Origin of the sequence: Dehalobacter sp. DCA, assembly GCF_000305775.1 — a bacterium.
In the GTDB taxonomy this organism is placed as follows: domain Bacteria; phylum Bacillota; class Desulfitobacteriia; order Desulfitobacteriales; family Syntrophobotulaceae; genus Dehalobacter; species Dehalobacter alkaniphilus.
In genome coordinates this window covers 926,737-939,796 of sequence record NC_018866.1, presented here as the reverse complement: position 1 = coordinate 939,796, position 13,060 = coordinate 926,737, and the positions used below count along the sequence as shown (strand labels likewise).

At 39.8% G+C, this 13,060-nt stretch carries 13 protein-coding genes and 1 pseudogene; 13 read left to right on the top strand and 1 reads right to left on the bottom strand.

Going from position 1 to position 13,060, the window contains the following annotated elements:
* Positions 1-60: 60 nt before the first annotated feature.
* The 8 genes from DHBDCA_RS04385 to DHBDCA_RS04355 all read left to right on the top strand — a co-directional run bounded on the left by DHBDCA_RS04385 (position 61) and on the right by DHBDCA_RS04355 (position 7,313).
* A complete protein-coding gene (locus DHBDCA_RS04385) occupies positions 61-1,359 on the top strand; it encodes an SIR2 family protein (protein WP_015042960.1) in 1,299 nt (432 codons plus the stop codon).
* A complete protein-coding gene (locus tag DHBDCA_RS04380; protein WP_015042959.1) occupies positions 1,356-3,131 on the top strand; it encodes an ATP-binding protein in 1,776 nt (591 codons plus the stop codon). Before DHBDCA_RS04385 ends, DHBDCA_RS04380 begins: the two co-directional genes overlap by 4 nt.
* Positions 3,132-3,142: 11 nt before the next feature.
* A complete protein-coding gene (locus DHBDCA_RS04375) occupies positions 3,143-3,364 on the top strand; it encodes a KTSC domain-containing protein (protein WP_015042958.1) in 222 nt (73 codons plus the stop codon).
* A 283-nt stretch (positions 3,365-3,647) separates the two neighbouring features.
* Positions 3,648-4,034 carry a DUF5071 domain-containing protein gene (locus tag DHBDCA_RS04370; protein ID WP_034378510.1) on the top strand — a complete coding sequence of 129 codons (387 nt, stop codon included), beginning with the start codon at positions 3,648-3,650 and terminating at the stop codon, positions 4,032-4,034.
* Between the two features lie 233 nt (positions 4,035-4,267).
* Positions 4,268-4,738, top strand: coding sequence for a VOC family protein (locus DHBDCA_RS04365; RefSeq protein WP_015042956.1), 471 nt, complete (start codon positions 4,268-4,270; stop codon positions 4,736-4,738).
* Positions 4,739-5,070: 332 nt separating this feature from the next.
* Positions 5,071-5,265, top strand: a complete 195-nt coding sequence (locus tag DHBDCA_RS14830) for a hypothetical protein (RefSeq protein ID WP_081580502.1) — start codon at positions 5,071-5,073, stop codon at positions 5,263-5,265.
* Between the two features lie 57 nt (positions 5,266-5,322).
* A complete protein-coding gene (gene ltrA / locus DHBDCA_RS04360; RefSeq protein ID WP_015042955.1) occupies positions 5,323-6,669 on the top strand; it encodes a group II intron reverse transcriptase/maturase in 1,347 nt (448 codons plus the stop codon).
* 227 nt (positions 6,670-6,896) lie between these two features.
* Positions 6,897-7,313, top strand: a complete 417-nt coding sequence (locus DHBDCA_RS04355) for a formylglycine-generating enzyme family protein (protein ID WP_015042954.1) — start codon at positions 6,897-6,899, stop codon at positions 7,311-7,313.
* 79 nt (positions 7,314-7,392) lie between these two features.
* On the opposite strand, the gene DHBDCA_RS04350 is transcribed toward DHBDCA_RS04355, so the two are convergent.
* Positions 7,393-8,835, bottom strand: coding sequence for an IS4 family transposase (locus DHBDCA_RS04350; RefSeq protein ID WP_015042633.1), 1,443 nt, complete (start codon positions 8,833-8,835; stop codon positions 7,393-7,395).
* A gap of 62 nt (positions 8,836-8,897) precedes the next feature.
* On the opposite strand from DHBDCA_RS04350, the gene DHBDCA_RS04345 reads away from it, so the two are divergent.
* From DHBDCA_RS04345 to DHBDCA_RS04325, 5 genes and pseudogenes are all read left to right on the top strand, one after another.
* A complete protein-coding gene (locus DHBDCA_RS04345; protein WP_081580501.1) occupies positions 8,898-9,284 on the top strand; it encodes a formylglycine-generating enzyme family protein in 387 nt (128 codons plus the stop codon).
* A gap of 387 nt (positions 9,285-9,671) precedes the next feature.
* The gene (gene arr, locus DHBDCA_RS04340) at positions 9,672-10,106 is read left to right on the top strand and encodes an NAD(+)--rifampin ADP-ribosyltransferase (protein ID WP_015042952.1); all 435 of its coding nucleotides are present in this window, start codon (positions 9,672-9,674) and stop codon (positions 10,104-10,106) included.
* Between the two features lie 571 nt (positions 10,107-10,677).
* Positions 10,678-11,469 carry a DUF3102 domain-containing protein gene (locus DHBDCA_RS04335; protein WP_015042950.1) on the top strand — a complete coding sequence of 264 codons (792 nt, stop codon included), beginning with the start codon at positions 10,678-10,680 and terminating at the stop codon, positions 11,467-11,469.
* A gap of 176 nt (positions 11,470-11,645) precedes the next feature.
* Positions 11,646-11,849 (top strand): annotated as a pseudogene (locus DHBDCA_RS15680) (TfoX/Sxy family protein); the annotation flags it as partial.
* A 92-nt stretch (positions 11,850-11,941) separates the two neighbouring features.
* Positions 11,942-12,787: an undecaprenyl-diphosphate phosphatase gene (locus tag DHBDCA_RS04325; protein WP_015042948.1), complete on the top strand. Its 846-nt coding sequence runs from the start codon at positions 11,942-11,944 to the stop codon at positions 12,785-12,787.
* The last annotated feature ends 273 nt before the right edge of the window (positions 12,788-13,060 follow it).

Here is a 13,060-nt window from a genome sequence, read left to right as displayed (position 1 = left end):
TGTTGTTGGCTGGCAGTGAATAGAGTGTGTTGAAAAACGACAGTTGAGGAGGAAAAGGAAATGAAAATGAATGAAATAACGCATGATCCATCAGAGTATATCAGAGGGTTACAACAACTGTTAATATCAGACAAGAAGAAAATTGCATTTTTGTTTGGAGCAGGAACTTCCTTAGCAAAGAAAAATGAAACATCTTTAGTTGTTCCTGCTATTGGGAAGATGACTAAAATGATTGAAACAGAGCTAAGCAAAACGGAAAAATACAAATCTGCTATATCCGAAATAAAACAAGAAATAGGTGAAAAAGAATTTAACATTGAAACATTTCTTTCTAACATAGAAGAGAAAAAACATATTATTGGAAATGGAATTTTAAATGGTCTCAAATTGGGTGACTTTGATTCTTTAATAGTTGAAACAAAGAATCAAATTAGAGAAATTGTTTGTGTTCATGAGAAAATACTAGAGAAAAAAGAACTAAGCAACCTAATACATGTTGATTTTGCAGAGTGGATTGGTCGTGCTGATAGGAAGTGTGCTGTAGAAATTTTTACAACAAATTACGACTATTTTTTAGAATTAGGTATGGAAGAGAAAAATATTCCATATTTTGATGGGTTTTCAGGGAGTTATAAGCCCTTTTTCTTTCCTGAATCAGTTGATGATTTATCCTATTTACCCAAGCAAACAAAACTTTGGAAATTACATGGCTCTTTAGGCTGGCATTTAGATAGTGATATTGACAAAAATATTGAAAAGGTTTGGAGAAGGGATTCTGATTGTCAAGATATTTTGATTTATCCATCTACGCTAAAATATGCTGATTCTAAAAAGCAACCTTATATAGCATTGATGGATAGGTTGACAAATTTTCTTAAACAACCGGATACGATCCTTATTATTTGTGGATATTCATTTGGAGACTTACATATTAACGAAAGAATTTTAACAGCATTAAAATCTAATACAGCTGCCCACGTATATGTTTTATACTATGATATTCTTTGGAAAGATGGAAAAAGAAACGGTTATACATTATTAGAAGATTCAAATCTAGCAAAACTAGGTAAAGCAAACGGTAAAATCTCTGTCTTAGGTTGTCGTAATGCCGTAATTGGTTGTCAGTATGGAAAATGGAGATTAAAGAGAGAACCAGATAAAGAAGATACAATTAATGTTAATCTATATTTCGATGAAGATGGCCCGTTAAATGTTGATGATCCGAAAGAAGAAGTCAAAAAAGGAGGTCAAAATTGGACGGGAGAAGGAGAAGTGATACTATCTGATTTTGCGAAATTTGTGACTTTTCTCCAATCCATGATCTTACAAAATAAGCCATATGGGGGACAACATGAATGAATGATATACAAACAGAAATTGGAGAAATTGTCAGTGTTAGTGGAAATGTGATTACAGTTCAACTCTCTGACAATATGAAATCAAATATGCCTGTTATAGAGGGGATTGTATACCGTATTGGGCAGATAGGATCATTCCTGAAAGTTCCTCTTGGTTATGCAAATCTTTATGGGATAGTAACGCAAATTGGTGCTGCAGCTATTCCAGATCGGATTAAGGAAGCTATTATCGAAGATTATACGCAAATGGATAATAGACAATGGCTTAATATGGTTTTAGTTGGAGAACAAATCGGTAACAAATTTGCACGAGGGGTCTCTCAATCCCCTACGACGGGCGACGCAGTTCATTTAGTAACCATTAAAGATTTAGATGTTATTTATGGTGGCTATGATGAGAAAAACTCAATTAATATTGGTAATATTAGTATCTCTGAGAGCCTAAACGCAAAACTTGATCTTGATAAACTGATCGCTCGCCACTTCGCGGTTCTTGGCTCGACAGGTAGTGGAAAATCAAACTCAGTTGGAGTAATTTTAAATGCAATTGCCAATAAGGATTATAAGAGTTGTAGAATTCTTGTTATTGACCCTCATGGTGAATATAATAGCGTTTTAAAAGGCAAAAGTAATGTCTATAAAATTAGAGCTGATAGTGAAAAGGAGCTGTATATTCCTTTTTGGGCTTTACCTTTCAATGAATTAATGAGCATCTTTTCTGGAAATCTGACTGATCAAAATCGTGATTATATAAGAACAAAAATTGTTGAATCAAAATTAGATTCCGTTGAAAAGAATGCAATCGAGATAGAAAAGGAACTTGTTACTGCAGATTCTCCAATACCATTTAGTATTAAACAATTGTGGTTTGAATTAGATGATTTTGAGAGACAAACTTTTCAAGAAAGAGCAAATCCTGAAAAGAAGACAGCAAAAAAAATTGAAGGTAATGCGGAAAATTTAATGTCTAATGAGTATCAACCTGCAAGTGCTGGAGGGGGTGCGCCTTTCTTAAATAATCAAGCAAAGGGAATTTTAAGTTTTCTTGATAGTGTAAGATTGAAATTGAAAGATTCGACATATAATTTCTTGTTTCAACCAGGTGATTATACGCCCAACTTAAAGGGTGAAGTCAATAAAGATTTGAGTGATTTATTGTTTAATTGGCTTGGCAGTGAAGAACCTATTACAATTTTAGACCTATCGGGGATTCCCAGCGAAATAATGACATCAATTTCGGGGACATTATTGAAAATAATTTATGATGCTTTATTTTGGGGACAGAATCTTAAAATAGGAGGAAAAGAACAACCGTTACTTATTGTATTAGAAGAAGCTCATAATTATCTTCAAGCCGGAGAAAAATCAATATCATCTAAGACAGTACAAACTATTGCTAAAGAAGGTAGAAAATACGGCGTTGGATTAGGCTTAGTAACACAAAGGCCTTCGGAATTAGATGAAACGGTATTAAGTCAATGTGGTACAATTATAGCTTTACGCATGAATAATTCAAAAGATAGAGGACATATTCGTGCAGCAATTCAAGATGAACTTCAAACAATGATTGATTTGTTGCCAAGTTTAAGAACTGGTGAAGGAATAATTTCGGGTGAAGGAGTTAGAATTCCCTCGAGGATTCAGTTTTACAAACTTCCCAATGCTCATAAAAGTTCAGACCCGAAAGTTTCAGAGAAATGGATGGAAGAAAAAGAACCAAAAATAGATGATTATAAAGAATTGATATCTCTTTGGAGAAATCAAAAATTATAGGGGGAAGCAAAATGATAGATGTTGAAATGGTTCCTGTAAGTTCTTCTAATATAGAAAGTGTAGGTTATGATAAGGAAAATGAAATTACTTATGTTCGTTTTCTCAATGGGACACTTTATAGCTATAAAGGAGTACCTATGCATGAATTTGAAGGCTTGTTAAATGCACCTTCAATTGGCTCTTATTTACACAGGAACTTTAAGAATATTTATCCCTATGAGAGGATAGAATAGGTCTTCTTATTATAGTTTCATAAAAAAGAGGTTTATAGAGCAGAAACCATTTTTGCCTATAGGCATTTTTAAGGGTGCGACGTCCTGTCGCACTCTGGCTTCGGGGGGCCTCATCCATCCGATAACACGGTATTACCGTAACTTTGCAAAGATGCATGTTATTAGGACACTACGGTAATACCGGGCACGTTCTACGACATATCGTGCAAAAACGCGCCATCCATGGCGCGGTGAAGACTGGGTAATTATTTTCAAATCAAGCAAATCAATGAGGAGCGGTTAAGTGAATAAGGATTATTTAATACCAAGAGATAAGTTCGATATAGAATCTGTCGAGCGAATAAAGAATGCTGATATTGAGAGTATTGAACCAGTTTTATCTCAAATTTTTGAATGGGTTGAGGATATTAACTGGCCAGTTGCTAGAGAATTAGTTAAAGTTTTGGTTAAGTTTGATGATTTAATAATACCTTACCTAAAAGATTTAATACAGAGACCAGATGGGTTGAGGGAATACTCAGTTTATTATCATATGATGCCTTTGTTAAATGAAAGACAGTTACTTTTATTAAGAGATGAGTTGGAAAGGGTAGCAAACAGCCCATCAAGATTTGAAAAAGAAGAAGAATATGATGAGATTGCACTTCAATATTTGCAAAAATTATTGTGATGTTTTATATATTCGTTGACGCAGCGGAAATTGCTGTAATTGTTTAAGGCATCGCCATCCGTGGCGCTGCTGAGTCTGGAGGCACGATACGTCGTAGAACAGAGAATTTACGTAACTTTGCAAATGATGCATGTGGAAAGACGCTACGTAAATTCTCGAGACGTTATATAAAATTGGACGGGGTGCGCGACATCGTGTCGCGCGTTTTGAAAGAAAGGATTTGGAGTAAGGAAATGAAATACGTTTGTTCTCTGATTGTCGTGAAAGATGTACAAAGATCAAGGTATTTTTATGAGAAGTTAGGCCAAAAAGTAAAATATGATTTTGGCGAAAACATAGAGTTTGATGGGGGTTTTGCTATTCATCTGGAAGAACATTATGAAAAACTACTAGGGATAGGGCAAAATAATATCCAGAATAAATCTAATAACTTTGAATTATATTTTGAAACAGAAGAAATTGGCAGAGTATTTGATGAAATGAAAGAAGTAGGAGTAGAATTTATCCATGAGGTAAGAGAGCAGCCATGGGGGCAAAGGGTAATGCGGTTTTATGATACGGATTATCACATTATCGAAGTAGGGGAATCAATGGAATCTGTAGCAATTCGATACTTTCAATCTGGAATGACGGTAGAGGATATTTGTAAGAGAACTTCATTGCCTGGAGAGTTTGTTCGGAAAGCAATAGATTTGGGGGAATAGTAAATGTTTATGGGCCTCCCATCCGTGGTCGGCTCTGAATTTCGGGCCGTCCAACTTTACATAACAGCGTGTTTACGACACTTTGCCAATATGAATGTGGTTGGGGCGCGTCGTAAACACGCGAAACGTTAGTGCGCCAAGCAAAGCTTGGTACTTCTTGCAAGGTGAAAGTCCTTGCTGGGTAAGGTCTAGCCAACCACCCATATCGAGTGTTGCGCCGAAACTGGCAACAGTAAGGCGAAGCGTACACAGAGAACTATATAGGCCATAGGGGGAACCGTAACTCCTGAAGCAAATTCAGCCTCGTAAACGTGATAAATGCAGATGGCGACGTGTTTAACGTCACGGAAGCCAACACAGAGGGATCGAAAAGGCAAGATTCCCGAGGGTCTGCCGGGGTCAGAGAACATGGCATGTATGGAGAGAAGGATCAGGAACTTGGGAGACCCTGTTTGTTCCGGCGAAAGCCGGTAGGACTTACCAATCGAAAAAGAGGAAGGTTGATGACAGACAGGGAGTCGGATTAACCCATACTACTCTGAGGTCGGGAAAGCCGGCTACATGGGGAAGGGGTTAACGAGAGTATGCAGCTTGCAAAGGAAACATCAACCGGACAAGCAGGATCGGAGAAATTGATGCGAACTTCCCTGCAAGGAATAGCACAGAAAGCAAAAAGACTTAAAAGCTATCGATTTCGCAACTTATACCGGATGCTCAACTACAGCTCACTCACAGAAGCCTGGAAAACGAACAACAAAAAGGCAGCTGCCGGAGTGGACAAAGTAACAGCCAAGGAATTTGCAGAAGAGCTTAAGCAAAACATAGAAAACCTGGCAGAGCATCTGGAAAAGAAAAGATATCGGGCAAAGTTGTTACGAAGGGTAGACATACCGAAAGGGGAAGGAAAAACAAGACCGCTGGGAATACCAGCCATAGCGGATAAGCTCGTGCAGAGCGCAGCGGCAAAGATATTGGAAGCCATCTATGAGCAGGATTTCCTTGCAAGTAGTTATGGATACCGGCCAAAAATCAGTGCTCACACAGCAATCAAAGACTTAAGCAAAGAACTCAACTATGGCGACTACAGCTACATCGTAGAAGCAGACATCAAAGGATTCTTTCAAAACATAGACCACGCTTGGCTAATAAGAATGCTAGAGCAACGAATAGATGACAAGGCATTTCTGGGACTCATCAAAAAGTGGCTCAAAGCAGGAATCTTAAAGCAGGATGGAGAAGTGGAACATCCAATAACAGGAAGTCCGCAAGGCGGAATCATTAGTCCAATACTAGCGAATACTTATCTGCACTATGTACTTGACCTATGGTTTGAGAAGATAGTAAAACCAAACTGCGAAGGAGAAGCGTATCTATGCAGGTACTGCGATGATTTTGTATGTGCGTTCCAATATAAAGGAGATGCCGACAAATTCTACAGGTCGCTACCTAAACGGTTAGAGAAATTCGGACTGGAACTGGCAGTGGATAAGACCCAAATCATCCAATTCAATCGATGGTTGAGAAAACAAAGCAGCAGCTTTGAATACTTGGGGTTCGAATTTCGATGGGGAGTATCTCGCCGGGGGAAAACAATAATCACCAGGAGAACAGCCAGGAAAAGGTTAAGGAAGTCCCTGGCAAACTTCAAAGAATGGTGCAGAGAGAACCGGAACAAAAGACTAAGACGATTGTTCCCGGAGCTAAACAGCAAATTAAGGGGCTATTACAACTACTATGGGCTGATAGGAAACTCTGGAAGGCTGAGAGAATTCTACGAACAGGCAATGAAAACCCTGTACAAATGGCTGAATAGAAGGAGTCAAAGGAAAAGCTTTGATTGGAGCGAGTTTAATAGGGTATTAAAAAGGTATGGAGTACTAACCCCAAGGATAGTCGAAACAAACCAGAAGCAGCTTAGCTTTGGGTTTTAAGCTTTATTACGGAAGCGAATACTCTTGAAGAGCCCGGTGCGGTAGTTCCGCACGCCGGGATCTGTGCGGGGGGTGTCGGGCGACCGGCATCTCTACCGTGACGACGAAAGACCATGCGGGACGCCGCGCATCCATGCGCGGATTGGAAAAGAACGAATTAATGATCGGATTATACATATTTGTTGGATATAGCGAAACAAACAGAATATGGCTTAGAGGGAGATAGAATGAATAGAGGACTAAAGAACCTTTTTAATGATGAAATGGTAAGAATTCCATATGGAGAAATAGAATTGAGAGACGATAGAATAAAACATACATGGAAGGTTGAAATACAGCCCTTTCTCTTATCAAAATATCCGGTAACGCAAGATGTATATTTTGCTATTACCCAAAAATCTCCTTTTGCTTTCAAAGGAGATCGAAACCCTGTCGAGAATATTTCTTGGAGTGAAGCGATAGAGTTTTGCAATCTGCTATCTCAAAATGAAGGATTGTCAGAATACTACTCAATAAGCAGTGAAGGAAATATAGTCACATGTAATAAAGAAGAAGACGGCTATCGACTCCCGACCGAAGCAGAATGGCAATATGCATGTCAAGGTGGAAAAAAAGAAGTTAGATACGGAGATATTAATAACTGAAGTTTCGCACCCCTCAAAACCCTTGTATCTCTAATTTAAAGGTATCCTAATGCCAGTGGTTCCTTCTGATTATTACCGATTAACTGGCATTTTTAAGGGCTATAAGCTGATTACTAAGAAAAGAATTCTCAAATAGTTCTTTCAAATGTTCATATTCACTGGAATTCCTAAATTCCAAAATGTCCACTAAACCAGACTTGGCGATGCTGGTGATCACCACTTGCAGCAAATCATCAAATAATTCCCAGAGCCGCTCCGCTACATTCTTCTCTATGAGTTCGTCCTTGATTTCCGCAAATAATCCTTCTAAGGATTCGTAGGCGTTTACTCGTCGAAAATAGGCTAGGAGTGTATAGAGGAGATAGCAGGTCGTGATATGGGCAATCTGCGCATCGAAATCCCTCGATTGACAAGTCCCGAGCTTCAAATGCTGCTTGGCTTCCTTAAAAAAGACTTCGATGGTCCAACGGATACTGTAAATCTCCAACATACTCAATAAACTAAGAGATATATCCGTCGAGAGGAACAGTCTAAATTTCTTTTGATAGGGAAACCGGCAAAAATACAGTTTGATTTGTCCGATTCCTTCATAATCAACAAGGACTTCGAAATAACGGATATTCCGTTTCCTACAGCGTTTTTCGTTTCCCTCACTTTTGAGGACCGATTTTAATTGGCTGGCATTAAGGGAAGTCTCTTTGTAGCGATACTTCCTCGTATCTTGCCGAACACCACAGACCAAATGCATCGATTTTTTGTCTAATCCTCGAATCGTTTGAATGAACTCGTAACTGCTGAACCAGCTGTCAACCAGGACATATTTAGCCTTAAACCCCTGTTTTACCGCCCGTTTTATCATATCCAGACCGTTCGAAATTTTGCTAACATGGCATTCTCTGATCCGTTTAGCCCCAGCAGATTTGGGGTCTCGTTGCTTTTTGAACCGTTCTTTACGGTGCCTTGCCTTTTTTAAGGGCTTTTCCACTTGTAAAGTGAAGTCTATAGGCGTGAGGCTTTTACCATCGAAGAAACCAAGGGTTAAATTTTTAAAGCCTAATTTGCTACCTTTCTTCCCTGCAACATGGTCAAACACCTGGGTCATTTGTTCAATTCTTCGACCTGTCTTAGCAAGAGTTGTATCATCTAGAATGAAAGCGGACTTTTCATCCACTTCGTTCGTAGGATTAACCAATCGTTGAAACTGTTTGGATATACCGATCAGCAATGCTCTCCAAGGCATTTTTTCATTGTTCTTCAGTCGATATATGGAATCTTTCTTCATAGTAGTAACCTTTTGGAAATCGCTTTTATATAACGCGTGGACACTTTTCAGTAACATTAGGGGCAACATCAACATTAGTGAGAGGATTTCCGCGGAACTGTAACCATCCTGTTTCAGAAAACCAACTTTGCGGCAAAGCGTTTTAAGCTTGAACGTCTTCATAACTTCACATATAATATTGTTAATCGAATAGCCGTGATTTTGGAGTACGTTTTCAATTTCTTTGACAGGTTTCCGCATGATAACACCTCATTTTTGGTTGATTTGGAGTAGCATCTTATTATACCAAAAACCTAGTGTTCATGCGGATTTTTATCGTTTTTTCGTCTTATTCTAAGCCGAATTTTCGGCTGTTTTATGGGTGCGAAACTTCAGTTAATAAGATTGCATGGTATAAAGAAAATTCTGAAGGTAGAACACATGAAGTAGGGACAAAAGAGCCGAATGCATGGGGATTGTATGATATGTTAGGAAATGTCTGGGAATGGTGTTGGGATATCTATGATGAGAAAGTATATGGTCCTTATCGAATTTTTCGTGGTGGCGGTTGGTTTGACCCTGAAAGAGGTTGTTTAGCAACAAATCGTCGTCGGGGTCATCCAACATTTCGAATAGATGACCTTGGATTTCGACTTGCCAAATCACTAAAACAAGGGACCAAAATCCAATTGAACAAAGAGTTGATATAGAGTTCTTCGCATTATTCTTATTGAGTACATCAAATATAGTTAGATGGGACGTTTAAGGGACTCCCGTCCTGGTCGTCTCTGAATTTGGGGGCATGGTCCATCGTCTAACAGCGAAGTTCCGCAACTTAGAATAGATGAATGTATTAAGACGCTGCGGAACTTCGCGAGACGTTCTACGAAATATCATGCAAAGACGCGCCATCCTCAGATTGTGTAAAAACACAGGAGATAATGAACAAATATGTATAATTAAGTAGAAGCTTGGTGTTATAAGGAGAAAAATTATGCCATATAAAAACGGAATAAATCGTGATCAAATTAAAAAATGATATTCGAGGAGTAGGTAATGGAAACAACCTGTTTACCACGGGGAGGTAAGGATAGGAAATGAATATACAGAACGAACGGACACCGTCTAAAACAATGGATCACGGACCTTTCTACCACGGCACCAAAGCCGACCTGAAGGCGAGAGACATGCTGGAACCTGGCTATAGCTCTAATTATGGCGAGAGAAAGAAGGCCAACTACGTCTATCTGACTGCGACATTGGATGCGGCAACGTGGGGAGCGGAACTGGCAGTGGGCGACGGACCCGGTCGAATCTATCGTGTAGAGCCCACAGGTCCCATCGAGGATGATCCTAATCTGACAGACAAGAAGTTTCCAGGGAATCCAACGAGATCCTACCGAACCCAACGCCCACTACGAGTAATGGGCGAGGTTTTAGACTGGAAGGGGCACTCTCCGGAGGAGCTCAAAAACATGCGATATCACCTTGACAAGCTTAAACGGCTCGGAATCGAGGCAATCGACGAATAAAAGATTGATGATGTCAAAAATACTGATAAATTCATAAGTCAATTACAAATAAGAAATTGCTTAGAGGCCAATAACAATGGATAAATCGGCATTTTTTGTGGATTTCCTTATAAGGTGAGCAAATTCCCAAAGACATATGTACCTTAATTATCTCAAACTAACCTTCCTTTTTCCTTTCAGAGTAACATAATAAAAAACGAGCTCCTAATTTTTAATCAGGAACTCGTTTTTACTCACTTAAGGTTTGGCTATATGAAATTAGCATCATTTTTCATCACGCCCCTTTTTAGGAGATTTTTTTGAGGACATTCTTTGACTCAGAAGCTTTTAAAGATTCAAGCCCAACTGAAGCGAGAATTTCTTCAATTATATTAATTTGTTTCTTGCTCAAATGCACACCACCTTTCATAAAATCTAATGATATCATAGAATATATAATTTGACAAGGTAAATTTATTCGGTATTTATTCGGTATGTAAATTCATTCGCTAGCGTTTATACTCAAGCCTTCACCATCCGAAGCCCGTCTACGTATGCTGTAATTAAAGCTACCAAAAAGGCGGGAATCAAAATGAATGAACCAATCACTGAACGTACGCCGCTTGTTATCGCGGCTGAGATTAATAGGATCAAACAACAGACATGTAAAATCATGCTTACCAATGCCATTGAGGTTGGCAAGCGCCTGAAGGAGGCCAAGGCCCTGCTTCCGCATGGAGAATGGGGAAAATGGTTGATCGAATCGGTGAGCTATTCCCAGCGCACAGCCAACAGACTAATGCAGCTCTTTGAAGAATATGGAGATAAACTGTTCGTTTCCGTCGATGACGGGGGGAACTCAAATTCGTCAGCGCTGACGAATTTGACCTACTATCAGGCCCTCCTTCTTCTGGGGATTCCGGAAGATGAGCGGGAGAAATTTATCCTGCAGCATGATGTTAAAGATATGACTTCCCGGGAGCTTGGTCAGACTCTCAAAGAACGGAACCAAACTGCTCCGGAGAAAGTGCAGGCTCAAGTCACCCCCATACCAAATAATCCTCAGGATATCAAAATAGAATATATAACCGTCAAAAAAACCGACAAACCAAAAAGTGGGCCAAAAACTGCAGTCCCCTCAACCTTTACCACAAAGTATGAAGAAAAATGCGCCGCTTGCTGCAAAACTATCGCCGATACATTCTACGAACTGCTGACAGCGCTCGGCCAACTGGCCAGACTTGATCCGGCGGTAAAGGAAAAATGCAATAAAGACGCGAGCCGGCTTGCAGAAAATATGGTCGAAAGGCTTAAAGAGTGGCCGCCTGTTATCAAGACGAATATGACGACGGTTGAAACGTACGCCACTCATGAAAGGTGGTAAAATGCCAACACCTTTATCCGGGAGTCGCTTTGGCCTGCTTCACCATCGGATATGCATTTCCGGACCGTAACGAAATAACAGCTGGAACACCTTTGATTGTGTTCCGGCTGTTTCCATATACCACTATTTATGATTATAGTAGGAAATGGTTCAGATTAATTTGCACAAATTGATAGGTAGAGGATACATTAAATGAAGTTGGCATAAGAACAATTAAACAATTGCTTGAAGCTGGTAGTAAGCAAGCTTGGCTGAGAATAGAAGAAATTGATGACGCTGCATGTATCAATAGGTTATATGCTTTAGAAGGAGCAATACAGGGAATTAGATGGTATGATCTTTCAGAAGCTGTAAAAGGTGAGTTAAAGGAGTTTTATAACCTAAGGTTGACAGACAGCCTGTACAAGTGCCAAAATAGACCAGGTAAGAAAAAAGGGAATACATCGATCAAAATGACAGATAAGGAGACCGTATGGCAACAATTCAATTTATTCTTCAATCCATTATTTTAGGCATCGTGGAAGGGATCACGGAGTTCCTGCCGGTCTCATCGACAGGCCATTTGATTATTTTTCAAAATTTAATCAACTTTCAGGGTACCAATCCGCATTATGTGGAAATGTATACCTATGTCATTCAGCTTGGAGCGATTTTGGCGGTCATTGTACTCTATTGGAAGAAGATCAAACAGACGCTGGTGGATTTCTTCCCGTCCAAAGTCGGCTACCAGGAATCCGGACTGAAATTCTGGCTGATGATTGTGCTGGCGTGCATTCCGGGCGCTACAATCGGGATTCTGTTTGACGATACCGCGGAAAAATACCTGTTTTCCCCGATTCCTGTGGCAATAACGCTTTTCCTCGGTGCAATCTTGATGATCTACGCCGAGAATAGGCTTAGAAAGAATGCCCCGGTCGGACGGGACTTGAATGTTTCTCCAAGACAGGCGGTCATGATTGGTTTATTTCAATGTTTGGCCGTTATTCCAGGAATGTCCCGTTCGGCATCGACGATTATTGGCGGATGGGTAGCCGGGCTGCCGACTGTGGCCGCCACGGAATTTTCGTTCTTCCTGGCGATTCCGGTGATGATTGGGATGAGCCTGCTGAAGGTTGTTAAAATTGGCGGTCTGGCTATACTTACTTCGCAGGAAATTTTGTCTTTGGCTGTCGGCTTCATTGTATCCTTCCTGGTTGCAGTGATTGTCATCCAGAAATTCATTTCGTATTTACAAAGAAAACCGATGCGGATTTTTGCGATCTACAGAATGATATTTGCCGCGTTCGTACTGGCAGCCGGGGTAGCTGGTTTATTCTAAATCAGCTTGTTTTATCCGAATATCAGTTCTGAAGTTTATCTGACCTTCAAATATTCAGCCGGTTTTTTTGGGACATTTGTCATTGAATATTCAAGTTGTTTCCGGGTATTTTTTGTGCTAGAATAAATAGGAATTGGAAAATTAAAGCTGATGACCAACCCAGTATGTTAACGGGTCATACAGAGAGGGGAACTGCGTACACGTGTGTACAAAGCTGGAAGTTCTCTTGATAGTTAACAGAAACCCAGTTGTGAAGTGAGAATGAATAATCCT